This is a genomic window from Saccharospirillum alexandrii, assembly GCF_043641555.1.
GTDB classification, from domain to species: Bacteria; Pseudomonadota; Gammaproteobacteria; order Pseudomonadales; family Natronospirillaceae; genus Saccharospirillum; species Saccharospirillum alexandrii_A.
The window spans coordinates 269,879-295,524 of sequence record NZ_JBHZRJ010000005.1 but is presented as its reverse complement, the minus strand read 5'-3'; the positions used below and the strand labels follow the sequence as shown (position 1 = coordinate 295,524).

The 25,646-nt window shown below is 51.5% G+C and carries 22 protein-coding genes and 1 pseudogene; 14 read left to right on the top strand and 9 right to left on the bottom strand.

Annotated elements, in window-relative coordinates:
• Positions 1–102: 102 nt before the first annotated feature.
• From ACHUE7_RS18335 to ACHUE7_RS18325, 3 genes and pseudogenes are all read left to right on the top strand, one after another.
• A pseudogene (locus ACHUE7_RS18335) lies at positions 103–306 on the top strand (IS5/IS1182 family transposase); the annotation flags it as partial.
• Positions 307–807: 501 nt separating this feature from the next.
• Positions 808–1,266 carry a hypothetical protein gene (locus tag ACHUE7_RS18330; RefSeq protein ID WP_394171333.1) on the top strand — a complete coding sequence of 153 codons (459 nt, stop codon included), beginning with the start codon at positions 808–810 and terminating at the stop codon, positions 1,264–1,266.
• A 1,557-nt stretch (positions 1,267–2,823) separates the two neighbouring features.
• Positions 2,824–4,074 (top strand): carboxypeptidase regulatory-like domain-containing protein, encoded by a 1,251-nt coding sequence (locus tag ACHUE7_RS18325; RefSeq protein ID WP_394171332.1) that lies wholly within the window; start codon positions 2,824–2,826, stop codon positions 4,072–4,074.
• Between the two features lie 330 nt (positions 4,075–4,404).
• Here the strand turns inward: ACHUE7_RS18325 and ACHUE7_RS18320 are convergent, their stop codons facing one another.
• Complete coding sequence (locus ACHUE7_RS18320; protein WP_394171331.1) at positions 4,405–5,163, bottom strand: SDR family NAD(P)-dependent oxidoreductase; 759 nt, start codon at positions 5,161–5,163, stop codon at positions 4,405–4,407.
• Between the two features lie 116 nt (positions 5,164–5,279).
• Between ACHUE7_RS18320 and ACHUE7_RS18315 the strand changes: the two genes are divergently transcribed.
• On the top strand, positions 5,280–6,209 hold the full coding sequence (locus ACHUE7_RS18315; RefSeq protein ID WP_394171330.1) for a LysR family transcriptional regulator: 930 nt from the start codon (positions 5,280–5,282) through the stop codon (positions 6,207–6,209).
• An 84-nt stretch (positions 6,210–6,293) separates the two neighbouring features.
• On the opposite strand, the gene ACHUE7_RS18310 is transcribed toward ACHUE7_RS18315, so the two are convergent.
• Positions 6,294–7,148, bottom strand: coding sequence for a LysR family transcriptional regulator (locus ACHUE7_RS18310; RefSeq protein ID WP_394171329.1), 855 nt, complete (start codon positions 7,146–7,148; stop codon positions 6,294–6,296).
• A gap of 107 nt (positions 7,149–7,255) precedes the next feature.
• Here ACHUE7_RS18310 and ACHUE7_RS18305 point away from each other — a divergent pair, with 107 nt between their 5' ends.
• Positions 7,256–7,657, top strand: coding sequence for a hypothetical protein (locus ACHUE7_RS18305; protein ID WP_127558575.1), 402 nt, complete (start codon positions 7,256–7,258; stop codon positions 7,655–7,657).
• 249 nt (positions 7,658–7,906) lie between these two features.
• Here ACHUE7_RS18305 and ACHUE7_RS18300 read toward each other — a convergent pair whose 3' ends face one another.
• Positions 7,907–8,593 carry an RluA family pseudouridine synthase gene (locus ACHUE7_RS18300; protein WP_394171328.1) on the bottom strand — a complete coding sequence of 229 codons (687 nt, stop codon included), beginning with the start codon at positions 8,591–8,593 and terminating at the stop codon, positions 7,907–7,909.
• 431 nt (positions 8,594–9,024) lie between these two features.
• Here ACHUE7_RS18300 and ACHUE7_RS18295 point away from each other — a divergent pair, with 431 nt between their 5' ends.
• Positions 9,025–10,767, top strand: coding sequence for a diguanylate cyclase domain-containing protein (locus ACHUE7_RS18295; protein ID WP_394171327.1), 1,743 nt, complete (start codon positions 9,025–9,027; stop codon positions 10,765–10,767).
• A gap of 227 nt (positions 10,768–10,994) precedes the next feature.
• Here ACHUE7_RS18295 and ACHUE7_RS18290 read toward each other — a convergent pair whose 3' ends face one another.
• Positions 10,995–11,882: a LysR family transcriptional regulator gene (locus ACHUE7_RS18290; protein ID WP_394171326.1), complete on the bottom strand. Its 888-nt coding sequence runs from the start codon at positions 11,880–11,882 to the stop codon at positions 10,995–10,997.
• Positions 11,883–12,022: 140 nt separating this feature from the next.
• Here ACHUE7_RS18290 and ACHUE7_RS18285 point away from each other — a divergent pair, with 140 nt between their 5' ends.
• Entirely contained in the window at positions 12,023–12,760 is a 738-nt protein-coding gene (locus ACHUE7_RS18285; RefSeq protein WP_394171325.1) for an NAD(P)-dependent oxidoreductase, read from the top strand.
• A gap of 306 nt (positions 12,761–13,066) precedes the next feature.
• Entirely contained in the window at positions 13,067–13,555 is a 489-nt protein-coding gene (locus ACHUE7_RS18280) for a YehS family protein (protein WP_394171324.1), read from the top strand.
• Between the two features lie 90 nt (positions 13,556–13,645).
• Here the strand turns inward: ACHUE7_RS18280 and ACHUE7_RS18275 are convergent, their stop codons facing one another.
• The 3 genes from ACHUE7_RS18275 to ACHUE7_RS18265 all read right to left on the bottom strand — a co-directional run bounded on the left by ACHUE7_RS18275 (position 13,646) and on the right by ACHUE7_RS18265 (position 16,875).
• A complete protein-coding gene (locus tag ACHUE7_RS18275; protein WP_394171323.1) occupies positions 13,646–14,704 on the bottom strand; it encodes a quaternary amine ABC transporter ATP-binding protein in 1,059 nt (352 codons plus the stop codon).
• 10 nt (positions 14,705–14,714) lie between these two features.
• On the bottom strand, positions 14,715–15,752 hold the full coding sequence (locus ACHUE7_RS18270; RefSeq protein WP_348476289.1) for an ABC transporter permease: 1,038 nt from the start codon (positions 15,750–15,752) through the stop codon (positions 14,715–14,717).
• A gap of 157 nt (positions 15,753–15,909) precedes the next feature.
• Positions 15,910–16,875, bottom strand: coding sequence for an ABC transporter substrate-binding protein (locus ACHUE7_RS18265; RefSeq protein ID WP_394171322.1), 966 nt, complete (start codon positions 16,873–16,875; stop codon positions 15,910–15,912).
• Between the two features lie 661 nt (positions 16,876–17,536).
• Between ACHUE7_RS18265 and ACHUE7_RS18260 the strand changes: the two genes are divergently transcribed.
• Positions 17,537–18,106 carry a peroxiredoxin family protein gene (locus ACHUE7_RS18260; RefSeq protein WP_394171321.1) on the top strand — a complete coding sequence of 190 codons (570 nt, stop codon included), beginning with the start codon at positions 17,537–17,539 and terminating at the stop codon, positions 18,104–18,106.
• A gap of 248 nt (positions 18,107–18,354) precedes the next feature.
• Entirely contained in the window at positions 18,355–19,236 is an 882-nt protein-coding gene (locus ACHUE7_RS18255; RefSeq protein WP_394171320.1) for a hypothetical protein, read from the top strand.
• 312 nt (positions 19,237–19,548) lie between these two features.
• Here the strand turns inward: ACHUE7_RS18255 and ACHUE7_RS18250 are convergent, their stop codons facing one another.
• Positions 19,549–20,826, bottom strand: a complete 1,278-nt coding sequence (locus ACHUE7_RS18250) for an aerolysin family beta-barrel pore-forming toxin (protein ID WP_394171319.1) — start codon at positions 20,824–20,826, stop codon at positions 19,549–19,551.
• Between the two features lie 497 nt (positions 20,827–21,323).
• Here ACHUE7_RS18250 and ACHUE7_RS18245 point away from each other — a divergent pair, with 497 nt between their 5' ends.
• From ACHUE7_RS18245 to ACHUE7_RS18230, 4 genes are all read left to right on the top strand, one after another.
• A complete protein-coding gene (locus tag ACHUE7_RS18245; protein WP_394171318.1) occupies positions 21,324–21,779 on the top strand; it encodes a CopD family protein in 456 nt (151 codons plus the stop codon).
• 347 nt (positions 21,780–22,126) lie between these two features.
• Positions 22,127–23,644, top strand: coding sequence for a COG3904 family protein (locus ACHUE7_RS18240; protein ID WP_394171317.1), 1,518 nt, complete (start codon positions 22,127–22,129; stop codon positions 23,642–23,644).
• A gap of 300 nt (positions 23,645–23,944) precedes the next feature.
• Positions 23,945–24,235 (top strand): DUF1330 domain-containing protein, encoded by a 291-nt coding sequence (locus ACHUE7_RS18235; protein WP_394171316.1) that lies wholly within the window; start codon positions 23,945–23,947, stop codon positions 24,233–24,235.
• A 245-nt stretch (positions 24,236–24,480) separates the two neighbouring features.
• Positions 24,481–24,945: a sll1863 family stress response protein gene (locus ACHUE7_RS18230; RefSeq protein WP_394171315.1), complete on the top strand. Its 465-nt coding sequence runs from the start codon at positions 24,481–24,483 to the stop codon at positions 24,943–24,945.
• Positions 24,946–24,962: 17 nt separating this feature from the next.
• Here the strand turns inward: ACHUE7_RS18230 and ACHUE7_RS18225 are convergent, their stop codons facing one another.
• The gene (locus ACHUE7_RS18225; RefSeq protein WP_394171314.1) at positions 24,963–25,520 is read right to left on the bottom strand and encodes a hypothetical protein; all 558 of its coding nucleotides are present in this window, start codon (positions 25,518–25,520) and stop codon (positions 24,963–24,965) included.
• Between the last annotated feature and the right edge of the window lie 126 nt (positions 25,521–25,646).

Here is a 25,646-nt window from a genome sequence, read left to right as displayed (position 1 = left end):
GCAAACCATTGAACCTATGGCAGATTATTACCTAGGGAACATGCGAATAAGTCCCTAATATGAAATAATCTGCTACAAATGATAACTCAAAAAGAACGCATCATGAGCCATCAACTTACTTTTGCAGATAGTGAGTTTTCCAACAAGCGTCGTAAAACGCGTAAAGAGATCTTTTTATCACGGATGGACGCTCTGTTGCCTTGGCCTCAACTCCTTGAAGTCGTTGAACTATTCTATCCTAAGGCAGGCAATGGACGACACCCTTATCCATTAGAAACGATGCTTCGTATACACTGCATGCAACAGTGATATGCACTTGGCGATGAGGCCATGGAGGATGCGCTCTATGAAACGTAACTGGGGTCAGATGAAGGTTTTCCCATTAATCTTCATCTGACCCCAATTATCTATGAATAAAAACCGCATAGTTATTCTCGCAACGGTTGTCTCAAGTCTGGTTTTTCTTTGCGTGGTGTTCTTTAACCTCTACCTATTCGAAGCTGGAGCTGTCGAGGTACGGACGATGGTGGCACTTGAAGTTCCGGTTGTATTAATCGGCCTCCTCAGCTGTTTCGTCTCAGTCTTAGGTGTGCTCTGTTGGTTGTGTATGAGGCAGTGGCAAATGGCACTTTTTGGCGCGATGAGCGTGACCGTATTCCTTGCTTCGTGTCTCATAGCCGGCATGAGCGGAGGGGCGTTTCTAAATGCAGCCTAGTCCGCAACCACATAACCAGGCGCTCTTACCGGACAATTTCTCCACCGCTTCGCGGCCACAAAATTGCCGCAAAGCTCTGCGTTAGGCTTCACATGAATCGAACAATACTTTTAGCGGTCATGCTTTTTGCCGCAGTTAGTGCAAAAGGAGAAACGGTGAGCATCCAAGATCATCCTAGATATGGTGAAAACCCGATTTATCTGTTTTTTGAGGCATACGTCCAAGATGTTATAGGCTTTCTGCCCAAAGAGAAATCCGATTCCATTCAGAACATGAATATTCAAAAAGTATTTGGGACTCAGGCATCGGAATGGCACGCAGTAATTGAAGAAAAACTTCACCTATCAAGTAATGTCGATACTGCCATACTTGATTTGTGGTATCGAAACAGAGAACACTTTAAATCTGAGTCAGGTGAGTATGATCCCGTGTGGTTCAGTCAAATATTTACTGATGAGTATATGAAAGACGATAGTCAGGTTGATGTATGGCCTGAAGGTGCGCTTGAAGCTGCAAAGGAAAGAATTAAGCAAGCGCAGTCAGCAAACTAAGCCTAACAAAAGCCAGCACAATCGCCAAAATGCAAAAGGCGCATCTGGCTGGACTCGCTACACTGCATGAATGGGACATACACATTGGTCGGCTATCAGATGATAGAGTACCATAGGTTGAATCTATTAAATTGGGTTGGGTGTCTCAGCAACACGCCAGTGGGTGTCTTGGGTGACGAAGATGGTCTGCACAGACATTCCGGTAGGCTTCGACAAATGAAATAGGCTAAGTGCATCGGTCGAAGACCAAAACTGAACTATACGACTTAAGAAACAAAAAGCCTGGAATCTTGATGAATAATTACTTGAAATTGAAAGGGCCGCACAGCTTCGAACCCCCGCACTTTATTTCTAGAGCAGCGTATTTGTCCGTTCAGCTTAATGTTTTGGCATTTGTCATAGTCGGCTTAACCCTAATGTTCGCTAACTTGTATCAAGGTGGCGAAGTGAGTCCATCTAGAGTTTCATTTCTATTGATAGCGGTCCTTTCACCCATTTGGCTAATGGGGGCCCATTACTCGATCAGATTTCTTCGACTAAGAAAGCCGTCACTCTCTTATTCACTACAATTTTTGATAAGTATTTTCTGGAAGATCGGGTTGGGCGGTGCATTGGCGTACTTTATTCTATATAGAAACGAAATACTGATAACAACTCAGATAATAGCACTGGTGGTACTATTTTTTGGTATAACTTTCTGTTGCTTCATCACTTTAGGCTATATTAATGGCCGATTTGGGGTGTTCTTTTCATTCTTTAATCTCTGTCTATTAGTTTACACCTTGTCTACGGGAGGCAGTGTAGAATTTTTTCAATGGTTCTCGTTGTTTGGGCTCATTCCTGTTGATAGTCGTGTTATGCAAATTGTACTTTTCACCATTACCATTCTATTAGGCTTAACGCAAAAGACGTTGTCTTTATTCGACTTGCAATACTAGCCCGGATATTTCACCAAACAGCTTAAGTGAATGCTGCATCGTAGAGCTAAATGGGCACCCAATTTAGAGTCAAGGCTAATAGGACGCACACAACAGCCGACTATCGACAAAGCCATCTTAATAGCTTCTCTATATTGCTTAAGATGACTGTCTAGGTTAGCCAAAGTTTTGTATGTCACTGACGAAGGAACCGGCAACCCGGTCGCAGTGGCCGTGGACAGCGACGACCAGGTGCTAGTGTCCGGGTTCGATTTCCGACCCGTCAGTCGAGGATGCACCCCAGCCGCCGAGCCTTGAGCACAGCCTGGGTTCGGGTGTCCCAGTCAAACCGCAGCAGCAGGTCGCAGGCGTATTCCCGCACCTTGGAGGGGGAGCTGGGCGGCAATCGCCTTGTTGGACAGGCCCAGGGGCATCAGCTCCCGAGCACCCATATTAGTCACCTGTGCCCAGCTGGATAAAAAGTGTCAATTATCCGTCAATTAGGAAGGTTTGCCTTACAAACTTCACACACTAAAACGTGAAAATGGATACCTTTAATTTGCGGATTGTTTAGAATCTCACGTTCTGACCAGTGCTAGGGTCCCCTAGTATTCCCCGGCCTTTACCGAAGAGAATATCTATGCAAATTGACAAGTTTAAGATGCTAACGGCTGCATCTCTGTCTGTTTTATTGCTTACTGCTTGTATACCTGAGTCCACCGATGATGAGGATAGTGCTTCAACGGGTGGAAATACTGATACTAATACTGAAGAAAATTTCTGCAGAACAGAAACGGTTACGACCACCATCGTTCCTGAGGTGGTGTTGACGGACGTTGATGATACCGAACCGAACGATACAGGTGCCCAAGCTCAGGTTATCTCGGTTAATTCTAATATATCTGGCTACCTATCCGGGAACGCAGTTGGGGTGCCCGGGACTGACTTCGATGATTATTACCTAGTGAGCGTAGTAGAAGGTCAGGTTATCGATATCCAGTTTGAGTATAACCAGGGAACCACCAATCACATCTATTTGAAAAACGGTGATGACTTCGTGGTGGATAATACCAGCGGCGATAATGTCAAGAAGATTAATTATACTGTTCCGGCAGGCATGACCGAACTAACCATCTTCTTAACGGCGGATTATGGCTCCGGTGACTATACGTTAACCGTTAAGACTCCCGCAGAACCAGTGGAAGTTACGAACACTCAGACGTTGGAGTGCTACGGCGACATGACTGGTCATGTGTCAGATGCCATCACAGGTGATCGCCTGGCAAATACCGCCATCAATTTGCGCTCTGGCCACGATGTAAAAGCCGGTGATATCTCAGAAACTGGCAGTACAAATGCCCAGGGTGAGTACGAATTCTCAAACGTCGAAGCCGGTGACTATACCGTCGAGGTCGTGCTGGCTGGGTACTCAACCGCATACAAGAACATTACCATTGAAGGTATGAGTACACTGTCTCAGTACCTTGCTATCGCCCCGTCGTTGCCGGAAGGTCAGATGCGACTGGTACTTACCTGGGGGTCAACACCTCGGGATTTGGATTCGCATTTGCTGGTACCTAACGGCGCAAGTACCGAACATCTTTTCTACGGGAAAAAATCTGTAGACGGAGCCTCGCTGGATCGCGATGACGCATCAGCTTACGGGCCTGAAACGATCACAATCACCAATGTAAAAACCGGTACCTACACTTATTACATTTACTCGTATTCTGGAGGCAGTAACTTCCGCTTCAGTAACTCTGATGTAGAAGTCTCGCTTTACGATGATACTGGACTTATAGCGCAAATGACTCCCCCGGAAGGTGTGGGTTATCAGTGGAACGTCTTAACATTTGACGGTACGTTAACTATTGTTAATACCATTGAGTAATCTTGCAAGTTAGATCGAGATTATTCTGTAGGATAGTCAGGAAGGCAGCCTTTCAGGGGCTGCCTTTTTTATTTAGAGTCTGATTAAATATGTACATTGGTCACCGGCATTCAACGGTCCCGATTCACTGGACATCCAAATTAGACAGCTATCAAGAGCTTGCCTCAGATAGTTACTGTTGATGAATTTAGGTGGGTGCCTCGGTAGCATTGGAGCTCCGGTGGGTGCCCAGGGTAGTCCTTGGTTAGATAAAGGGACACCGCGACGAAGGTCGATCGAGATGGTGTCCAGCGTTCATACTGCTATTAGATAAGGGTGTTCAATAACTACCTACAAGAACATCCCGCCGGAGGCTTCGATGCGTTGAGCGGTTATCCATCGGTTTTCCTCATGAAGCAGGTTTGCCACTATTGGCCCTATGTCTTCTGCCTGGCCAACGCGTCCCAAGGCGGTTTGGCTGGTTAAGAACTGATTGAGTTCCGGGTTGTCACGCACGGCCCCTTCTCCAAAATCCGTCGCGATTGCCCCGGGTGCGAGTGCGTTCACACGAATGTGCCTTTCGCCCAATTCTTTTGCCAGATAGCGTGTTAACACCTCGATACCACCCTTCATGGTGGCGTAGGCGGCGTAACCTTGTATAGCGAAGCGGACAAGTCCGCTTGAGACATTCAGAATTGCGCCGCCATCCTCCATAAGCGGCAGCACGTGTTGGGTGAGGAAGAAGGGGCCTTTTAAATGAACATTCATCAACTGGTCGAACTCTTCTTCGTTGGTCTCCTCGAAACTCTTATGCACACCGATACCGGCGTTGTTAACCAGGTAATTGATTCTGTCGCGGTGCCATTGGTCACGCAGAGTTTGACGTAGCTGGGTGGTGAAGGCTTCAAAGCCTGTGCTTTTGCCCACATCCAACTGCAGTGCCGCAGCCTGCTGGCCAATATCGTTTACCGCGCGGACCAGCTCTGCAGCTTCAGCTTCACGTTGACGATAAGTAAAAATCACATCGACGCCTTTGCGGGCCAGGTTCAGTACCATGCTGCGACCCAGGCCACGACTGCCGCCGGTTATCAAAGCGATTGGGGTTGTCATCTTTCATGCTCCTCGTTGAGTGATTGTGCACGGACTAGGTTATTGATCAGAAATAATTTAATAAACACGGGTTTCTTGGTTATGCTGTTCGTCAAACACGAACAATAGGTGGTGAAATGGATCGATTGGAGCGAATGGAGGTGTTTGTCCGCGTGGCAGAGCTGGCTAGTTTCACGCAAGCGGCAGCCAGCTTGGGGATGCCTAAAGCCAGCGTTTCAGAAGCGGTTAAGCAATTGGAGGGGTGGCTGGGCACGCGCCTGCTCAACCGCACCACTCGGCGGGTTCACCTCACGCAGGATGGCGAGGTCTTCTACGAACGCTGTCGCGGCCTCCTGGCAGATGTAGAAGATGCAACCACGCTGTTTCACCGTGAAGAGCGGCTACTGACCGGGCGGGTTCGCGTAGATATGCCGACGGGCAGTGCTTGTCGTCTGGTCTTGCCGTATCTGTTGGACTTTCAACAGCGTTATCCGGGTATTGAGCTGGAATTGAGCACGACCGACCGGCGGGTAGATTTAGTACGAGAAGGGTTCGATTGTGTGTTTCGAGTCGGCACCCTGACCGACTCCAGCCTTATTGCGCGGCCATTGGGCCGGCTGGCGGTGGTTAATTGTGCCAGTCCAGCTTATTTGGCGCGCTACGGCACTCCTGAAACATTGGAGGATTTGGCGCAACATAAGCTAGTCCATTATGGCCAAACCTTGGGACGTGCCGAGCCGGGATGGGAATATTGGGATGGAAGGGCATGCAGGGATATACCCATGTCGGCCGCATTAACGGTGAACAGTACGGAGACCTATCTTTACGCCTGTTTGTCCGGCTTGGGAATGATCCAAGTGCCCTTTATCGGAGTTAAAGACTACCTGGCACGGGGCGAGTTAGTGCAGGTAATGCCAAGTTTTCCGGCCGAGCCCATGGATATATCTCTGTTATACCCGCACAGACGAGCGATGGCCCGAAGAGTGCGTGTGTTTATGGATTGGTTAACTGAATTGATGGTTGAGCATCTAGCGACTGATTGGACAGGCGTAGCGCCAGACTCATAGAGCGACAATTAAGTCGGTCCCGATCGACACATACCGAACTGCTGACATTTAGCTTTAATTGAGATAGCGGTATCAACCAACCCCCTAAGCTGGCTTCCAACGTAAAGTACGCAGCTTCGATACCAGTGGTTTTACGAATTCAAGCTGATGGAGTGCTGTAGGATGGAAGGCAACACCAACTTCTCGATTTAGATCGGCGAGTATGGGCGGGCGTCGTACCAGGACATCCTGCCTGCTGGCAGCAACACTTTCCGGTACGATGGCAACCCCCATGCCGCAGGCCACCAGTGTTAGCGCCCAGTCATCGTTGTCAGTGCTCGCGCGCAGATCAGCATCCAGCTGGTATTCTTGCTCCAGACGTTGCTGCACTCTGTCTTTGAGTTCGCAGTGCACCCGGCCAATTAGAGGCATGCCTGACAGATCATCAGCCGTCAGCTCATCATGCAGTGCCAGATGTGAGCTTTCAGGCAATGCCAATACGTAATCCTCACGCCATAACGACTGGAACTGCCAATCGACGGGTACATACTCCCGTATGGTAAAACACAAATCACATTCTGCCTGCGAATTGACCAGATAGATCGCTGCACCCGGTGCGGTGCAACGTATCTCGTGCACGATCTGTTCTACGCGCCGCCCGGGTAAGGTAGGTAGCATTCCCAGGCGTATAGCCGGTGTCGTCGAACGTCGAAAATGTTCGCCTATCGCGTCCGCTTCTGCCAGCAACCGCCTGACCAGCGGATACAGGTCATGGCCTTCCTGCGTGGCCCGTACGCCCTTTTTATGACGAATGAAAAGGCGGGTGCCCAGACTCTCCTCAAGTTGCAGGATGGCATTAGAGATCGATGGTTGAGCGATAAAGCAGCGCTTTGCAGCAGCGGTAATTGAGCCTTCTTCGTAGGTGGCGACGAAGTATCGCATATTGCGCATATCAAGCATGGAGTATCCATAGTCTAATTATTTCATATGAAGAGTTATAACATATTTTAACTAATGCTTGATCTGCTTTACATTGAGCACTCCCTACACATGAATGGAGCATCATCATGCAGCAAGAGTCCTCAATTGAAACCATCGAAAACCTCCTGCTGGCCTTTGCAGGCGGAGATGGAGAAGCGTTACTTTCCCGCGTTGATGACACAATCGATTTCCGCATTGATCACTATCGGGACGAGACCGATGTCAGTTGGCAATGCGCGCGCGACAAAACTGAATTGATGTCTGTCCTGCAACGTCTTGGGCTCGAGGTCTTTCCCCGTGGTACGCACATTGAAACTATGCAGAGCCATGATCTTGGCGAAGGTTGGGTGCTGACTGAATTCAGGCAGACGTTCTATTATGCGGTGCGCCAGAAAATGGTTCGAACTCGTAACATGCTTCTTTCTCACAGCAACGCTGGTCGAATGGACTATTTTCGGGAGACGGTCGCGTCAATAGACAATCAGTGAAGGCAAGTTGCCTTGAAGCCGAAGATTTCGGCGTTATCAGCGTGGGCTATCCAGGCACTCGCGTTAGGCGGCTTAGAGCGTATGCCAGTGGTGAATGACTTGGGTATCCGGCCAAGCATTGGCTTTCTCGGCATTGATATGCAGCACTATGTGGTAATGGTTGGACATAACTGCAGGCGCAGAGATCGAGCGAATACACCTCTGGGTAAGGTCGCTTGCCATTCAATGACAAGCGATGCTGTGCAATTCTCAAAAAGGTGTTTGACAGCGGGCGGTTATACGCTTGCCGGTTAGAGGGTGCTCAAAGGCCAGAGAGGTTGCATGTAGCATTAGCCGGCTTGCCAGCGAATAGGCAGCATCACTGGCATAAAGATCACACCCCAGTATTGGGTGACCCAGTTCGCGGCTGTGAATGCGCAGTTGGTGGGTGCGGCCTGTTCGCGGTTTGAACAACACCCGGCTGCAGGCTACCGGATGCCCTGCTTCATTGGGCACTTGCACGTGCCGAATCACTTCGTATTCGGTCAACGCCGGCTTGCCCGTTTCCCCACAAATCACTTGCAACGGAAACTCCCCCTTGGCAATTGGCGCGCTGATCGTGCCGTGTTCGGGCGTCACATGTCCCTGCAACACGGCCGTGTAGGTCTTTGCAATGGTGTTCGCCTGAAACTGCCGGGTGAGTATTCCATTAATCTGTTTATTAAGCGCGACAAGCATAATACCCGATGTGCCGAAATCCAGTCGGTGCAGTAGTCGTGCATCGTGAAAATCCTGAATCAAGCGAAAGTGCACCGAGTCTTTGTTCAGGGGGTGTTTGCCAGATAAGCTGAGCAATCCGGAGGGCTTGTTGATCAGCAGGATCGACTCGTCCTGATACAGAATCTCGATCGATTCTGTACACCTGGGGGCAATGAACGGATCAACCTGGGGTTGCATGATGTGAGCATCGCATAGTTTGAATAGAGAAATGCAGTCTATCAATGACAGAGCAATTAGGACAGGCCGCACAAAATGCAAACAGTTCTCGACAGGCTTGGCATAGACTACCTGCAGTCTATCAATGTTTAGAATGAAACACATTACAACTATCGACTGGGATGGGTGTCCTCACTAGGCCCACTCGCTAAGCCCCGCTAGGCCCCACGACGGCCACTGGAGCATGGCTCACCACGGTGATAGGCCATGTTTATGGAGGAGGATTGCTTACAAAGGTGACATGGGTGACACACCATCGTTGATCGGGGTCAGTGTTCACGTCGCAGAGTTTGCTAGAATGATACCTGGGTACGCTACGAAACCTGTTCAGGGTCTGAAGTGTTGGCGTGCGTTCACGGGCGGCCATTGCCTCAAGTTGGTAGGAGAAACGCATGGCCCGCAACACGACTATTTCAATTAAGGTCCCAACAGACATGCATTACAGGCGGTTCCTGGCCCTGATAGTTGCCCCCATCCTGATGAGCTTACTATTCAGCATGGGCGCATCTGCTGAACAATCCATAGAAATTGAGGCAGAGTTTCTCCTGGATCGCGAGGGGGCGTTGACCTTTGAGCAGCTCAGAAGAGTACCTGACAGCGATTGGAACGAGATGCGACAGGCGCGCGTGGGCGAGCCTTTTTGGAAGTCGGATTATTGGATTGGCTTGCAGGGTGGCGTGATTTGGTTGCGCTTGGAAGTGCCGCGCACTTCGCCGTTCGATCGCTTGTGGGTAGAGCTGTTGCCGAATACCGGTCTTAACGGTGAGGCCTTTCAATTCAAGCAAAATCAATGGCAGCAGGTTGAGGCTGTGGGCGGGCCGCAGAGTGAAGGTTTCCAGCAACCGGCCCGTTTTTTAACGTTTCTATTGGATACCGCGGTTGAGGAGCGGACCGCCTATTTACGGTTAACGACCGATCAGGTGTTCCAATTCAGTATAAAGGCGACACCGTTGGAAGGGTTGCTTTGGAAATCTGTTAAGACGCTATTCTATTTCGGTACGGTCATTGGCATGTTTATCCTCGCTTTCTGCTATAACCTTGCTATCGGAGTACGAGCGCGTGAGCGTATCTACCTGACGTATTGCTTGTTTGTTTTTGGAAACTTGCTTTACCTTCTGGACATGGCCGGCCTAATTCGACTGATTTACCCCGCTATTGGTACTGGATCTTACCTGGCAAATTTTACCAGCACGATGACGGTGATTATCTCCTGGGTATTCGTACGCGAATTGTTGAACGTCCGCACTCAGTTACCACGGATAGACCGTGTTCTGGTAGGCCTGATTGTGGTGTTTTCCGTATTGCTTCTGTTAATTCCTTTTTTGCCAAATTTCTACGGGTATCTAGTCGCCATTTCTATTGGTATTTTCGGACCGCCTCTCATCATGGTCGTGGTGGTTCTGTCGTTGCGTATGGGCCACCCGCTAGCGCGCTATTTTTTTGTGGCGTGGACTTTTTACATCATATCAGCGGGGTTTTGGGGTTGGATGTGGCTCGGGTTGGTTCAGCCAAGTGAGTGGCTCATCTTTTTCTTTTACGCGGGTGCCCTGATTGAAGTCGCCTTGTTGTCCATGGTGTTGGGCTTGCGCTTCAGTAGCTTGAAAGAACAGGCTGAAGCGTTAGGAGCCGACAAAATTCGCTACAAAACGCTGAGCCTAACCGATGAGCTAACTGGGGTCTTGAACCGGCGAGGGTTTTTGAAAGCAACCAATCAGATATTTGAGAATAGACCACCAGGTACGCTGATATGGCTGGGAATGGATATTGATCACTTTAAACGATTCAATGATTCACATGGCCATGTGGCCGGTGATGCACTTCTCCAAAAATTTGGAGAAACATTGAATGAGTTTTCTCGAAGTGATGATGTTGTAGGGCGCCTGGGTGGAGAGGAATTTGGACTGCTGTTGGTAGGATGCCCCATGGATAAATTAGAATCCTTCACGTCACGGTTGCTCGAAATGTTTGCAAAGATCACCGTCGTATCGGGTAATGGCGAGACAGTCAGTACTACGCTTTCCATTGGCGCAACGCTTGTGAAGGAGGGTGATACTATTGAGTCTGTATGGCAGAGGGCCGATGAAATGCTCTACCAGTCGAAGCACCAGGGGCGAAATCAAATGGTTTTTGGTTGATTGAGTGGGTTAGATCGTTACTCGGTGTTACCAAGTGTATAGAATGTTTATTTTATACAGGAGTAGAGGCTCGGTCTAATAGAGGTTTACCCGGACACCTCATCTGGCACCTGTTAAGGGTTGAAGATTGTTGGTACTGCACTTTGTTATTCCGGCGGGTATCCTTTGAGGGATAGCGAGAATTACCCGGAAAGTTCAGATATGTGGCTATTAAAGGTGATCACGGATTAAAACAAGGCATCAGTCAGGGCATTAAATACCAGATTAACGCCAGGGTTGGTCCGCAGTTCGCGATGACACACCAGCCAGACCGGGATCTCCATCACCGGCTCGTCATTTGGAAACAAAGAGGTGAGTTCCGGTAGTTGGCTGCCAATATCCGTCGGCAAAAAGATAAGACCCTGGTCCAACTTAGCCAGTTCGATGTGCAGCAATTGAAATTGAGTGATAATCGGAAATCGGTAGGTATCGGGCTCACCACCAAGGTGTCGAAGGTTGTCTTTAATACTGTTGCTGACATCATAACCAATAAAGTCTGCATGCCGGAGGTCTTTGAGTTGTCTGACCCCGGGAAATCTCTCGGCGTATTGGGGTGAGCAGTATAAGCCTATGGGCTCATCGGCAATTTTTCGGGCAATCAGATCACTCTGGTCAGGTCGGAAACTGCGGACGGCGATATCGGCTTCCCGCCTTTTCAGGTCTGCCACCTCGTTGGATACGTCGATCCGCAGTTCGATGTCGGGTGCAACCTGGCGGATCGTCCGGATAACCGGCGGTAGTCTATAAAGAGCGTCCAACTGACTGACAGAGACCGTGACCAGACCCGACAAATCGGTGCGTTGCCCGAGCGCCATTAGCGACAGTTGATTCGCCGCTTCCGCCATTTGCTTCACATAACCCACCAATTTCTGACCGCTTAGGGTCAGTACCTGGCGCTTGCCGACCTGCTCAAACAGGGTGACATTCAGTTCCTGCTCCAGTGCCGCAATTTGGCGGCCGAGAGTGGGTTGGGACATGTTCAGCGACCGGGCTGCAGCCGAAAGAGACCCTTCTTCGGCCACAATCAGAAACGCCCGTGTTCTGTTCCAGTCAAACTGTATTGAACTCCAATCCATGCGTTAACGCATACCTCATAGTATTTATTGGGTGATATTACTGTCTTTGTGTATGGGTATACTGGCTCTAAATCGTCCTTCGGTCAACGTTGTTAGCCGACTACGACGTTTCCGACATTTGGATAATCGAGGCTGATGCCATGAAATTTTTTATCGCAGGAGCAACCGGAGCAACCGGGCGGCATGTCGCCACGCTGTTGTTGCAGCAAGGGCACCATGTTGTCACTGTGGCGCGCAACCCCGCAGCTCTCCAGAACGAAGTGAGCCTTTACCCGAACTTGAAAGTGGCCGCTGGCAGTCTGCTGGACATGGCGGATAGAGAGCTGGATACCCTGATTTCTGGCTGCGACGGTGTGATTTCCTGCCTGGGCCATAACCTGACGTTCAAAGGGATGTTTGGCGCCCCCCGGCTATTGTGCCGTGAAGCCGTCGAACGGATGGCGCACTCAATCATTCGTACCCGTCGTCAGCAGGCCGAACAACAGCCCCCAACCAAGTTCATACTGATGAACACCAATGGCAACCGCAACCGTGATCTGGATGAGAAGTTGAGTATTGGAGATCGGCTAGTGGTTGGTATTGTTCGCCTGCTGTTGCCACCTCACCGGGATAATGAATTGGCCGCAGAATTTCTGAGAAAGGATATTGGTCAGAATCATCCGGACATCAGTTGGACCATTGTAAGGCCCGACGGTCTAGTGAACAGTGATCAGGTAAGCAATTATGAGAGTTTTCCCTCACCGGTCAGAGGGGTGGTGTTCAATTCGGGCCAGGTTAGCCGCATCAATGTGGCCTATTTTATGACTAGACTGGCCTGCGAAGCGAGCGAGTGGCAGAAGTGGATGGGCCAGATGCCCGTTGTGTATAACGCCGAATAGACAGTGGCTGTTATACCTCTTCTCTTAAGGGAGCTGGATGTGAACTATCCTCGATACTCTTTGCTGTTGTTGATCAGTGTGCCTATTTTCTGGATGGGTGTCCTGCTCGTGTTGCCACCCAATAAATCAGCATTCGCCGAAACAATGGATTTGACGCCCATTCCCGCGATTGCTGAAAAGACCTTGGTATCTGAGAGATCCCAATTGTCATTTAGATCAGGCTACCGAGCTGAGCTATGGTAATATGGCTGTCTTTTCAGGAACGCTGTCTTTTTCCTTAGTGTTCCTAAACTCAGGAACTGTACTGTGACCAATAATGATATTCTACGACGCGTACGTTATACCTTCGATTTGAAAGACGGAACAATGGTCGATATCTTCGCCCTGGCCGATTACGTGGTTACCGCGGAGCAGGTGGTTGGCTGGCTGAGCAAGGAAGAAGACAGTGAGTTTCTTAAAATGACGGACAGAGAACTGGCTGTGTTTCTTAACGGCTTCATCAATTTCAAGCGTGGTAAACGTGATGGTCAGCAGCCAGAGCCAGAAAGCCGGCTGAACAATAATAAGGTATTCCAGAAACTCCGAATTGCGTTGAACCTGAAAGCTGAAGACATCCTGGGCATTCTAAAGTTGGTGGACCTCGATCTTAGCCAGCATGAACTGAGCGCTTTTTTCCGCAATCCGGAAAGCTCGAATTACCGGGAATGCAAAGATCAGGTGCTGCGTAATTTTTTACTCGGAGTGCAGCTGCAGTTGAGACCAGGGGATGCCGGTTCAGAACCGATAGCCGGGTAGGGTGTCTGGGCGCACTGTTAATTATGGTGTCAGTAGATGTAGGCGCAAGCGGCTGTGTGTCATCACAGGTGCAAGGCCTACTCTCGTGAATTACTGAACGTTGCTGCGCTCCTGGCTGGCATCGGTTGGAACGAGGGCGCGTACCAGTCGTTTCATGCTAAGCATGCCGACTGGCTCGCCATCCTGCATGACCCGATAGGTAAAAGAGGTGTCACCTTCCGACCGTGCGATGACCGATTCAAGGTTGTCGTCAGCGTCTACTTCCCCGGCGTAGTCACCGGAAGTGGTTTGTGTGGTGTCCATGACCGAACGCACACGAAGCACTCGAGCCCGGTTGATGTCGCTGATGAAATCCATAATGTACGGGTCGTTCGGCTGCATCAGGATTTCCTGAGGTTCACCCTGCTGCACAACATAGCCTTCTTTCAGAATCACCAGGTGATCTGCAAGTTTCAGCGCTTCGTCCAGGTCGTGCGTAATGAACACGATGGTTTTCCTCAATTCGCGCTGCAGCTCAATAAGCAGATCTTGCATGTCAGTCCGGATCAGCGGGTCAAGTGCGGAAAAGGCCTCGTCCATCAGCATAATGGGCGCATTGGAGGTCAGTGCCCGGGCGATTCCCACGCGCTGTTGCATACCGCCGGATAACTCGTGCGGGTATTGGTTTTCATTGCCCTCCAGCCCCACCCGGGCGAGCCACTTCGTGGCTTCTTCTTCGTAATCACCGCGTTCGAAACCGCGGGTAGCGAGTGCCATGCCGGCGTTGTCGAGTACGGTCCAATGCGGTAACAGCGCAAAATTCTGGAAGACCATGGTCATGTGCTGGCGACGCACTTCACGCAGCTGCTGGTCGTGGTAGTGAAGCACATCTTCGCCGTCGACATCGATACGGCCGGCGGTCGGCTCAATCAACCGGTTAAGGTGCCTGATCAGGGTTGACTTGCCGGACCCCGAGAGTCCCATGATGACGGTGATCTCGCCTTCGCGCATGTCGACGTTGATGTCTTGTAAGCCGAGCACGTGACCGTGCTCTTCCAAAAGCTCGGCCTTACTCATTCCCGCTTTCACATGTTCCAGCGCCTTCTGAGGGTCGTCACCAAATATTTTGTACAGTTCCCGAATCGAAATTCTGATTGGATGATCATTCATGTGGTTACCCTCAGTCCTTTCTCGATGAGTCGATGCGTGCCAGCGATGCTTTAGTGACCCGGTCGAGAATGACCGCAAGCACGACAATCCCTAACCCCGCCACGAGACCGACGCCGAGCTCCAGGTTACGAATGCCGCGCAACACAAGCACGCCGAGCCCGGGCGCACTGACCAGTGAAGCGATCACCACCATGGCCAGGCTCATCATGATGGTCTGGTTCACCCCGGCCATGATGTTGGGCAGGGCCAGTGGAATCTGTACTTTGTAGAGCTTTTGCCGGTCGGTCATGCCAAACGCATTAGCCGCCTCGATGATGTCTTTGTCGACCAGGCGTATGCCGAGGTTGGTCAGGCGAATCACTGGAACGATCGCATACAGAATAATCGCGATGCCGTAGAGTTTGGACTCTGTCACGCTGAACAGGAAGATCAGCGGTATCAGATACACAAAGGGAGGCAGCGTCTGCAGCATGTCGAGCACTGGGACGGTTAGGCGTTGCATGGTGTCGCTGCGGGACATGGCGATGCCAATGGGCACTCCAAGCAGGACGCAAATGAAGGCGCACACGAAGATGATCGACAAGGTTTGCATCGCGTATTCGTAGTGATCTATAAACGCCAGGCCGCCCAGACAGACGCCAACAAAGGCGACCAGTTTCCAGGACTGAGTCACCAGTTTCACCACAAACAATAGCAATGGAATAACAATCCACCAGGGTGTAGACAACATCGTGTAAAGCGTCCCGTCGAGCATCCAGCTCAGCGGTTGCGTTAACGGGTCGAGCACTATGCTCATTGAATCTTTCGCGCCCAGAAAACCTTCTTCGAGCCCTTGAGTCAAATCTCTGGATTGTGGAAAAGACCCACAGGCGTCGTTGAGTGCGTCCATTGAGGGGAAGGGAAAATCCCAGGCGGAGACAGGTGCATCGTCTTCTGCACCCGCGTTCTGATTCATCAAATCAGCCATGGACATGGGGCCATCTTGCCCGCTGCTGTCGCACCAGTCTTTCAGGCCCAGGCTGGAAAATACAGAGTCGTATACTGCCATAGTGTGATCGATCCGTTGAGTGTCTGGCAGGCAGACCTGTCTGAAAACCGAAAAGGCAGGGTGCCTGCTATCGGTTTTCAGTCAGCCCCGCTTGCCATTGATAAGAAAAGGGGCGACGCCTGGTCGCCCCGTAAATAAGAGGCAGGTACCTGAACGATCAGTTGATCAGGTTAGCCAGATTCGACCGTGCATCGTTATTCAACCACTGTGACCAGTCGTCGGAGTAGTTTTGCAGGTAATAAACGGTCGCTTCCTCACCAGAGGCATTGTTTTCATCCATCCAGGCGAGGATGGAGCTCATCACGCTGGTGTCGAAGCTCAGGTGGCTGAGCATGTCGGCCACTTCAGGTTCGCGTTCCTGAAAGTCCGTTGTGATGGCGGTCAGAATGGGTGCGGCCGGGAAGTCTGATACGCCCGGGTTGTCTGCATTCTGGTTCTGGTTGCGAGCGTGAATGTCTTCGTCAATCTCACCCAGATCGACACGGGTCATGTCGTATTTGCCGAGCGGTACAGTCGGGCCCCAATAGTAGCCAAACCAGGGTTCACCGTCTTCTACGGCTGATGCCATGGACGAGGCCAGGGTTTGGCCAGAACCGTGGTTGAACACCTCAATACCGCTGCTTTCCAGTTCCAGCGCGCGTACCAGGTTGTCACTCACGACCCGGCAGCCCCAGCCATCCGGGCAGTTATTGAACATGCCACCGACGAGTTCCGGGTTGTTCATTACCCCTTCAATGGTGGTCAGCTCAGGGTGTTCTTCGGCCAGATAAGTGGGAATCCACCAGCCTTCCACACCGCCGGGTTCCAGCACTCGCCCAAGGCGTTGGATACGGCCTTCTTCTTCCAGGCGGTTGTAAACTTCGCCGGTCGAGTTGAGCCACAACTCGGTGACAATGTCGGGCTCGCCGTTTTCCGCGACCGACGTTACGGCTGGAACTGTGTCGGAAGGAACAACGGTGACGTCACATCCGTATCCATTTTCCATCAGGAATGTCGCGACACCGGTAACGACTTCGTTGGAAGCCCAGCCCATTTCAGTAATGGAAACCTCGCCACAATCGGCGAATGCCGCAGTTGACATTGACAGCGCGCTCGCCGCCATTACCAGGGTTGTTTTACGCATACAGAGTACTCCAGTGTTGCAGAAAAATTAGAATCAGCGTTTGAGTAACGCTGTTGCTCAGTAACCGCTCACCGGCGGCGCCAGGAATCGGGCGATACTGCGACCGTCGCGAATACCCGCGCGGATGATGGGGGCAGGGTGCCGCATGCTGAGCGGAAAGAGAGAGGGGTGGCCGGTGGCCGATTGCAGTCGGAAGCTGAGGGGACGTATGCGTGCCAAAGTGAGAGTACAGAGCGCTCCAGCAATCACACGCGCAGTGGCGGCGAATGACAGGGTGCTTCTGATTGTCGATTTCGTGGCAGCTCGCAAACGGTAAACCTCTTCAGCGTCGAGGCGGCGTACCCTAGTGCATTTGTGACGTGATTCCAAATCTCTAAGGCACTTTTTGGTTTTCAGAATGTAATGACAACACTCAGCAAGCCTGTTGAAAAACCACTTGGTGCGCAGCATCAGCGCCTAAGAGAGATGTATGGAATTATTTTACGCAATGGAACCATTCTCTCTGGCCTTGCGATGATGAACCTCCCTCGACCTGACGATCGTTTTCTATACGTTTCGCAACCCAGTAGAGTGCGATTTTTCATCCCCTTTCAGCATCCAATATCAGGTTTGAGGAGTACCCATGGTTTAGATCGTCAATCCGTTGCACAAGAGATACGCTATGAGACTTCAAGCCCCCAGAGCCATAATCGACTTCTCCACGAAAGATGTTTTCGGAGAGTCCATTCAACTGAGCGCCTTTAAAGGCAAAAAGGTGATGCTGTGCTTCTTTCGGGACGCTGCCTGTCCGTTCTGTAATTTCCGGGTGTATGAATTGACCCATCGTTACAAAGAATGGCAAAAGGACAATGTTGAGGTTATTGCGGTTTTCAGTTCTACGAACGATGAGGTTCGCAACTACGTAGCCCGTCACCCAAGGCCTTTCCGGCTGGTGGCAGACCCAGATCTTGAGATCTACAACCGTTACGGGGTTGAGCACTCCAGTTTTGCCTTGTTCAAGGCGCTGCTGTTTAAATTGCCGCGCATCTTCATGGGCATGAAAAAGGGCGGCTACCCCTCCAAGAACCCGAATGTGAAGCTGGTACCCGCCGATTTTCTGATCAACGAAAAGGGCCACATCGTAGACTGCTGGTATGGCCGCGATACCAGTGACCACATGCCCATGAAACAGGTTCAACGCTTTATTCAGGCTCCCGGGGCGAAAAACCATGCCATGAAACGCGTGGCTTGAGGCCACCTCCCCCCGCGGCGACCGGCCGGATGGCTGACAGAGGACGACTAACAAGGCGCGCCCAGTAGGCGAGTATCCTGATAGTGCTCAGGTTGGTGTCACGGTTGAGACCCCTCGGCACAGACAGCCTTGTCGGCTTGTTCGCTGTCTAAAATAGAACCTTAAAGATACCAAGTGCACTAATGGTATTGCATTGGTATTTATAATCCGCTCTACTTGGGTTTTCAGACTTAACCTGAGTTAGCGCTATGAAGCCGTCCCTACTAAAACTGATCTGCGTGCTTACCTTGCTCCCCGCAGCTTACGCTGACCCCCTGACGGTATTGGTCCCGCCAGATGTTTGGGAGGACTACCAGACCCTACTCGATGGTCGCGACCCGCTCACCATCACCGATTTCTCCGGGCCTGGCAGTCGCCGCGATGTGGTCGAGGTAATTTTGATGCAACAGGCCCTGGAGCGTTCACGAGCAGATTTCGAGCTAAACTTTGTTACTGAAGCCGACTATGAAATTACCCTGAAGGCGTTAGCCGACGGTACTGCCATTGCCTCAGCCACGAGCGCCTGGCTCAGCGACCTGACCGAGCGCTGGCAGGAGCTATACATCACCACCGCCGTGATCGAGCGTGGGCAATTTGAAGCGGGTTTCTATACCCCGGTAAACAACAGCCAGGCCCTGGCCGCCGACACCGACGCTGAGCTGCGCCGTTTGCGGGCAATTTCCAGCCGCAACTGGGCAGTCGACTGGGAAACACTGAACGCTTTTGGCCCCCAGTCTCTGACACATGCCGACACCTGGGGAGACATGGTCGAGGCGGTGTTCGAAGGTAGCCAGGATTACCTGCTGGCACCGTTTCAACAAAGCGAGGGCATGCAGCTTCAACTCGATGCCGGCACACTGGTACCCATTCCAGGTGTCAAGATCGGCCTCACCGGCACCCGGCATTTCGCAATATCCCGGGCGCACCCCGAAGGTAGCTATTTCAACTCATCCTTGCACCTGGGACTGATGCGACTTAAGAAAGCCGGTGTCATCTCCCAGGCATACAAGGACGCCGGGTTTATCAATCGCCGGGTCGAGGATTGGCGAGCGGTCACTGTGGATACGCTGTTAACTACTGCTCGGGAGTAGTGGTGGTCATGGCAAAGACGTTGCGCGTTAAACAAACGCAAAGGATGGATAGAGCAATAGGTCATGCACCCTGGGGAAGCATCATGCTTAGTTAGTTCACAACCCAGTGCTATTTATTGTGATGGGTGTTTGTGGAGGCTGGTTTCGGGTAATTCAGGCGTCCCCGAAAACCAGCCGGATGACCTTCGCTTAAAGCAAAGTACTTGTGATAAATCTACAGGTGCCTGCCGGTGGCGGGTAAGGGTTCCCGCCACCGGATTCAAACATACAACCAGTAAACCGAGGCACATTCACCCAAAACAGGCAGCCAGATCACATAGACTGCTGCAGAGCCCCTTCGACCGTCAGATTGACGTTGGTCACCCGGTCTTCCCAGTCATAATTCTCAACGTTCAGCAGGGTTGCTTCGCCATTGTCGGAATTACGCCGAATACGGTCGGATGGCTGATCCTGTTTCGAGATCGAATCGAGCGGTACCGCTGGCCCAGCGGTGATGTTGTATTGGCTGGCATCAATGGCTGTGAACTTGCCGTTCATCGGTGCACCGTACGCTCGCTTGGTGATGTTGCCCAGGGCCCATTGAATGGAGCCCGCCCCGTATTCATTGATCATCCAGTTCCAATCCCATTGGCTGTAACCATTGATCTGCCGGTGCAGGTACTGGTCGAGAACATCCTCGGCTGCGCTGTATCCGTTGCGATCACCAAAGGTATAAACCTCCCAGGGCCGGTTGGTTGGGTGGTCGGTCCGGGCGTTGCCACCCCAGCGCAGGAAGTTCTCATAGGTCAGGTCGTAATCCATGTACATTTGCGAGGTGTACGGGATGTCCGCAGTTTGCTTGAAGAACGTAATGGTGATTTCGCGTTTGGTGCGCGGTGGCATCTCAGCCCGATACTGCGCACTTTGAGATACGGTGTTGGTTTCACCATTGGTTTCGCTCCACCCCTGAGTAGCGCTGAATTCAGCGCTGATCTCTGTTGAATTACCCATTACACCCAAATCAAATTCATAGGTGTTGGTGATGCCGATGGTCTCGGAGAACGAGAAGTTTTCTTCCTTCGACCAGCTCTCTGTTTCGTCGTAGGTCAATGTCGCGACTTTGGTGTCTGTTGTATTGCCCTCGTTACGTATTTCATAGGTGACGGTTTTGATCGGCACCCGGTTGTACACCTGTGGTTCACCCAATTCGAGGTCGGACGGATTGGTGACGAAGCGAATGTTTTTGAGCTGCATTTTCAGACGCTCACTGGCGCGATACCCTCCCGAGTAGGGGTCGTTGCTGTTGTAGCGTGCCTGCAGTGTGTACTGGCTGCTGTAATCCTGGTAGATGCTAAGGTCTTCGCCAACGTATTGTGAGCCGGTACCGCCTGTCCAGGCATAACCCAGGTAGTGGGCCAGGTAGGCAAGTGGCCTGTGAAACTCGGTATCGGAAATGATGGTGTATTTTAAGCTGGCGGCATCCTGCTGGCCATACAGTTTATCCGGGTAATTCGGTATGTCGTCGTTGACTTCAGCCTGTACAGCGAGAGGAATAGACAATGCGCCGGTCAGCGCGACGGCCAGGGTGGCCTTAGAGCTGGATAGAGTCATGTTGTTATCCTTTGTTTTTGTGTTCGGCAGTCGTTCGCAGCGTTGCCTTCAAGTCGGTTTGGCGGCAACGCCCCATCGACCGGCTGCTGCCAGCTAGTCGACGTACTGCGGCAACTCCAGCTCCTTTTGGAATCGTCTTACAACGTAAGCATTGTTACGGAAGATTCGTTCGGTGTGCAAAGACGAAGTCGTGTTTTGTGCGATGGTCGTCGTTTTGATGGGTGCGGTGCTTAACGACAAACTTACACCGTGCATCTATTAGGGAGCCTCTTCTAATAGCTATGGTCTATGGTCTTCTGGTGGGTATTCTCGCAATTCCATTGCGCCGCACTAGCTCGAATGGCTAATGGACGCGCTGGCTAATAGAGCGCGCACCATCGCTTAGCCTTATCAGCTGGGGTGGCGGCTGGTTGAAATGCAAATGTGGTGCATCGGCGACATGAAGTGATTAGAAGCCTATGCTCTTCACACGCATATCTTATCAAGGAGTCGCGTTTATGAGTTTCGCTATCGCACTGCATGTTCTCTCTGCCGTGATCTGGGTTGGCGGCATGTTCTTCGCCTATATGGCCATGAGACCGGCCGTAGTCGAGGTGGTTAATGAGTCGCAGCGGGGTGTGCTCTGGTGTCACACCCTGTCCCGTTTTTTCCGGTGGGTATGGGTGGCCGTGATTCTGTTGCTGGTAACAGGCTATTGGATGCTCTCCAGCGTGTTCGGTGGCATGGCAGGTGCCGGCTGGCATATCCATGTCATGCAGGGGCTTGGGATTGTCATGATGCTGCTTTATTCGCACGTCTATTTTGCCCCCTTCCGCAGGCTAAAGCTGGCCGTTGCCAACCAGGACCCAAAGGAGGCCGGACGGCAGGTGGGACAGATTCGCAAGCTAGTGGGCACCAACCTGATTCTTGGGGTTATCGTAGTGGTAATCGGGGCCGGAGGTGGTTATCTGTAGGCCCGTTTATGGTATGTTAATTCGGTGGGTGTACACGGAATTTGCGGTTCGAACAGGAGAAAGCGCAGGGTAATCTTCCGGAAGTTCTTCCCTTCTATAAAGAGGGTGCCTCATGTTCGAATTGAGTCAAGGTCACGCATTACGGGCAAGGGGGAGTTAGACACCATGGCTATGGAAGCAGATCTGTTACTTCGAGCCAGGATGACCTTTTAAGCTGTCTGCCAGTAGTTATGTACCATTTCGAGTAGACGCAGTAGATGGCAATCTTCGACTTTCGATTGATGCCAGTTGTTACCCAATCCCCTATGCGGTGAGTGCATTTTTTGGCGATAAATCAGGAGTGACTTATGCGGTACATCCGCCGACATTGGCAGGGCGAATACTCGCTCGTAAGGGCATTTTGGGTGAATTTTGTCGTCCTTAATGTTGTAGTGACGGTGGCGCTGGTGGTACCCATCGCTTTTCAATGGATAAAACATCCGGTTTACCAGTCACGCTGGCAAATATTTGGGATGGGATTTGTGATGTTGGTAGTGTACCCCTGGCAACTTGTCGGTCTGGTGCGGACGTCTCATCGGGTTTGGGTTGATGAACAAAAAAGTCTGGGGCCGATCCTGGTTATTGGGGTTATCCTGGTCAGTTTTCTTAATCAGGTTCAAACCTTTAAAGAGGAGCTGCCTACTTATCGGGAGCATTGGGTCAACGGGTTCCAACCTGACCCGTTGGCCAATTACCACATAGCGGTGTTGGGCGAGCGTAACCTGATTCATCTGGAAGGTTTTTTCGGCTTTGGTATGACTCGGGAAATCGAGGATTTAATCGAAGAGCTGGAAGAACCTGAGGCTATTGAAGGCATTGTTCTGGATAGTGGTGGTGGCCGGCTCTACGAAGGGCGGGCTCTGGCCAAATTAATTGAACGCCACCAATGGGACACGTTCAGCGCGGTCGGTTGTAATTCTGCCTGCCCGCTTGCTTTTGTAGCCGGTTCGAACCGAACGTTAGGCCGCGGTGCCAGGTTGGGGTTTCATCAGTACACGAACCCCATCACAGGCGAGAGCTTGTCCAGTGAAGACAAAGAATACGTTGTCGACCGCCAGCACTATGCCGAGCGGGGCATCGACCGTACAGCGATTGACCGCATGTTCGAAGTGCCACCGGGTGAACTTTGGTGGCCGACGCTGGAAGAGTTGCAACAGTCGGGGCTGGCCCACAACATCGTGGAAGTCGATGATATTTTGCCCGCGGAATATCGCGAGCAGCGGTATCAGCCTATTCGCGCGGCCTTGAGCTCTGTTGGAGTATTTGAAGTGGGTGCGCGCGTGGATCCGGAGTTCTACAGTCAACTGGTTGATGCATTCTGGAAAGAGCGGGCGCTGAGTGGGCCAGAATTCGACATTGTGGCGGTGGCTCCACGCTACTTTGATGATTGGGCGATGACGGTGGCCGACCGGGCTAACGACACGGATTTGACAGCACTGCTGTCGGAGATGGGCAATTTGATGGCTTCTCATCCTAGGTATTGCCCGCAAATGATCGATCCGGTGCGCTATGGGAATCTCGACTACCGAGCAATTATTTCTCAGGAACACTGGCAAAGGCTCAAAGAGTTGTTCACGCGTGTTGTATATAATGTCGACTCCACGGTCGCAATGATGGAGCCGGTTGCGTTTCAGGAAGCGGTAGAACTTGTTCAAGCCAATTTGGGCGACGATATTCGCTATCTCGATACTTCCACGCACACCGATGCCAATACAGCGGTTGTTTGCCGGGTTTACAGTCGGTTTTTCGAAGAGATCCTGGCCTTGCCTGAAGGCCAGGGACCTGCCTTTTACCGGCGTATGCGGTTTATCAATACGCCTTCATAGGTGGCAATATGATCCGCCGAGGAGCCGGTAGTTTACCCAAGGTCATCTCGCCTGTGGCGACCTTGGTGTCACACTGCCCTGAATGGCTGCGATGACATCGGGAGCAGTATCAGCGTCGTTTTCTCTGTTGAGCGGTGCCGGCCTCGCTTTTGTCGAGGTGTTGGCAGGCAGGGGGGCAGCAACGGCAGGCGAGCAGCGCGGTTCAATAGGGAGTGCCTGAGAGTTGGTCGTCGAAGTGTTCAGTTGGGAGTTACAGTTGAGATTGGTATTAACCACCCACTAAATTATGGAGTTTTTACAATGAGCGCATTTCTAATCGTAGACACCAAGATAAAAGATCATACAGCTTATGAGGAATACAAGACGCTGGCTAAGCCGATCGCCGAAAAGTTTGGTGGTGTTTATCGGGCAAGAGGGGGTGTGATGGATGTCCGAGAAACAGAGCTCTGGTCTCCCTCCCGGATTGTGATCATCGAATTCCCGGACATGAAAAGTGCGCAGGCATTTGTGGATTCTGAAGAATACGCTCCGGTGAAACCAAAACGTACCGATAACGCCGAATGTACGTTGTTCATTGTAGAGGGCAGTTAGGGCTATATGTATCGATCGATATATAGTCATAGTCAAAGACCGTCGTTAAGGGTTGTATAGTGAACGGCCGAAAAAGAGTGAGTCGGCCGAGAGGCCATGGACTAATGTGACGTACCCAGTCATAAAGCGTGTCCTGGAGCTTAATGGTATGCATCAGCAACAACCAACACATGCCCAGTTATGTGTTCTGGCGGCTACTCTGTTAGAGAGCGGTTACCGATATCAGGAATGGCAGGAGTTACAAGATGAATAAGCTTTCTATTTTTACAGCAGTACTTATAGCAGTGGTTTTAGGTCTGGGGTTAGCATCCTGTGCGAAATCTGAAGATGACGTCGTCACGGCACAGGATGTCGAACAAGAAACCAGGGAGCTGATAAGCACGCTGAGGCAATACACCGCCAACCAGCGTGACGAGGCCGTGGCAGAAGCCGGTGAAGCACTGGAAAGGCTCGATGGTAAGATCAACGAACTCGAGGCCCGAATCGACAATAACTGGGAATCGATGAGCCAACAAGCTCGCCAGGATGCCAGGGCTAACCTGAACAGACTGCGCGAGCAGAGAAGCGAATTGGCTGGCTGGTACGACAGCTTCAGAAACAGTTCAGCCGGTGCCTGGGATGAAATGAAAAAGGGCTTCACGGACGCCTACCAGGTAATGAGTGACTCCTGGGTAAATGCCAGGCGTGAATTCGAAGACGACAACGAGTAAGCGATAAGCGCCATGGTTTACCGGTGTGCAATCTTTGCCGAGCGCTTGGGCACCAGAGTCTCTTCGTTGACTTGAACCCGGCTGCAGGCTCTCCCGTAGCCAAGAGTGTATTTCAAGGCCGGGTAAACACGTGAGGTACTGATGGCGTAGCCAATGGCAATAAGGCCCCGGGTACCCCATCGAGCCCGAATGTGTTCACGCAACACATCCGCTTCCGGGTTATGGGCAAGCACCAAATCGGTGAAGCGGGCTACCAGGGCCGTGTGTTCGGGCAGGTTATCGAAGTCGTTTGTTACGATGGCGCGAACGCGCTCGGGGTTTACCCTGGCCTCCAGCGCCATCGTTGTTACCAGTTGGGTGCAGGGTCCGCAATCGTCCCAGATAATTGCTCGTAGTCGGGCGGCAAACAGCGGCTCTGCCGGCAGCTTCCCAGCGTGGGATGCCATAACCTGAAACCCGAGGTACTTCAGAAAGCCTCGAAGGTCGGTCCGTAGAATCTCCTGCAGATAGCCAACGTCGTAATCATAGCGCCGCTGCATGCCCATCAAAGCTTTGTTGAATACATATCGGATCACAGTATCACCCTGTACTAAGAAATCTGTCGTTCGTTGAATTCTAGGCATCTGGCTAACTGAGTGAAGGGACGCGCTATCCCAAAGTGTCGTGAATATTGTTCACGTTTCTTTGTTGCTATACTTTGC

Bases quoted from the DNA above. Each gene is read 5' to 3' on its own strand.
- ACHUE7_RS18330 (WP_394171333.1), top strand. From the start codon at position 808: ATGAATCGAACAATACTTTTAGCGGTCATGCTTTTTGCCGCAGTTAGT.
- ACHUE7_RS18325 (WP_394171332.1), top strand. From the start codon at position 2,824: ATGCAAATTGACAAGTTTAAGATGCTAACGGCTGCATCTCTGTCTGTT.
- ACHUE7_RS18320 (WP_394171331.1), bottom strand. From the start codon at position 5,163: ATGACAACCCCAATCGCTTTGATAACCGGCGGCAGTCGTGGCCTGGGT.
- ACHUE7_RS18315 (WP_394171330.1), top strand. From the start codon at position 5,280: ATGGATCGATTGGAGCGAATGGAGGTGTTTGTCCGCGTGGCAGAGCTG.
- ACHUE7_RS18310 (WP_394171329.1), bottom strand. From the start codon at position 7,148: ATGCTTGATATGCGCAATATGCGATACTTCGTCGCCACCTACGAAGAA.
- ACHUE7_RS18305 (WP_127558575.1), top strand. From the start codon at position 7,256: ATGCAGCAAGAGTCCTCAATTGAAACCATCGAAAACCTCCTGCTGGCC.
- ACHUE7_RS18300 (WP_394171328.1), bottom strand. From the start codon at position 8,593: ATGCAACCCCAGGTTGATCCGTTCATTGCCCCCAGGTGTACAGAATCG.
- ACHUE7_RS18295 (WP_394171327.1), top strand. From the start codon at position 9,025: ATGGCCCGCAACACGACTATTTCAATTAAGGTCCCAACAGACATGCAT.
- ACHUE7_RS18290 (WP_394171326.1), bottom strand. From the start codon at position 11,882: ATGGATTGGAGTTCAATACAGTTTGACTGGAACAGAACACGGGCGTTT.
- ACHUE7_RS18285 (WP_394171325.1), top strand. From the start codon at position 12,023: ATGAAATTTTTTATCGCAGGAGCAACCGGAGCAACCGGGCGGCATGTC.
- ACHUE7_RS18275 (WP_394171323.1), bottom strand. From the start codon at position 14,704: ATGAATGATCATCCAATCAGAATTTCGATTCGGGAACTGTACAAAATA.
- ACHUE7_RS18270 (WP_348476289.1), bottom strand. From the start codon at position 15,752: ATGGCAGTATACGACTCTGTATTTTCCAGCCTGGGCCTGAAAGACTGG.
- ACHUE7_RS18265 (WP_394171322.1), bottom strand. From the start codon at position 16,875: ATGCGTAAAACAACCCTGGTAATGGCGGCGAGCGCGCTGTCAATGTCA.
- ACHUE7_RS18260 (WP_394171321.1), top strand. From the start codon at position 17,537: ATGAGACTTCAAGCCCCCAGAGCCATAATCGACTTCTCCACGAAAGAT.
- ACHUE7_RS18255 (WP_394171320.1), top strand. From the start codon at position 18,355: ATGAAGCCGTCCCTACTAAAACTGATCTGCGTGCTTACCTTGCTCCCC.
- ACHUE7_RS18250 (WP_394171319.1), bottom strand. From the start codon at position 20,826: ATGACTCTATCCAGCTCTAAGGCCACCCTGGCCGTCGCGCTGACCGGC.
- ACHUE7_RS18245 (WP_394171318.1), top strand. From the start codon at position 21,324: ATGAGTTTCGCTATCGCACTGCATGTTCTCTCTGCCGTGATCTGGGTT.
- ACHUE7_RS18240 (WP_394171317.1), top strand. From the start codon at position 22,127: ATGCGGTACATCCGCCGACATTGGCAGGGCGAATACTCGCTCGTAAGG.
- ACHUE7_RS18235 (WP_394171316.1), top strand. From the start codon at position 23,945: ATGAGCGCATTTCTAATCGTAGACACCAAGATAAAAGATCATACAGCT.
- ACHUE7_RS18230 (WP_394171315.1), top strand. From the start codon at position 24,481: ATGAATAAGCTTTCTATTTTTACAGCAGTACTTATAGCAGTGGTTTTA.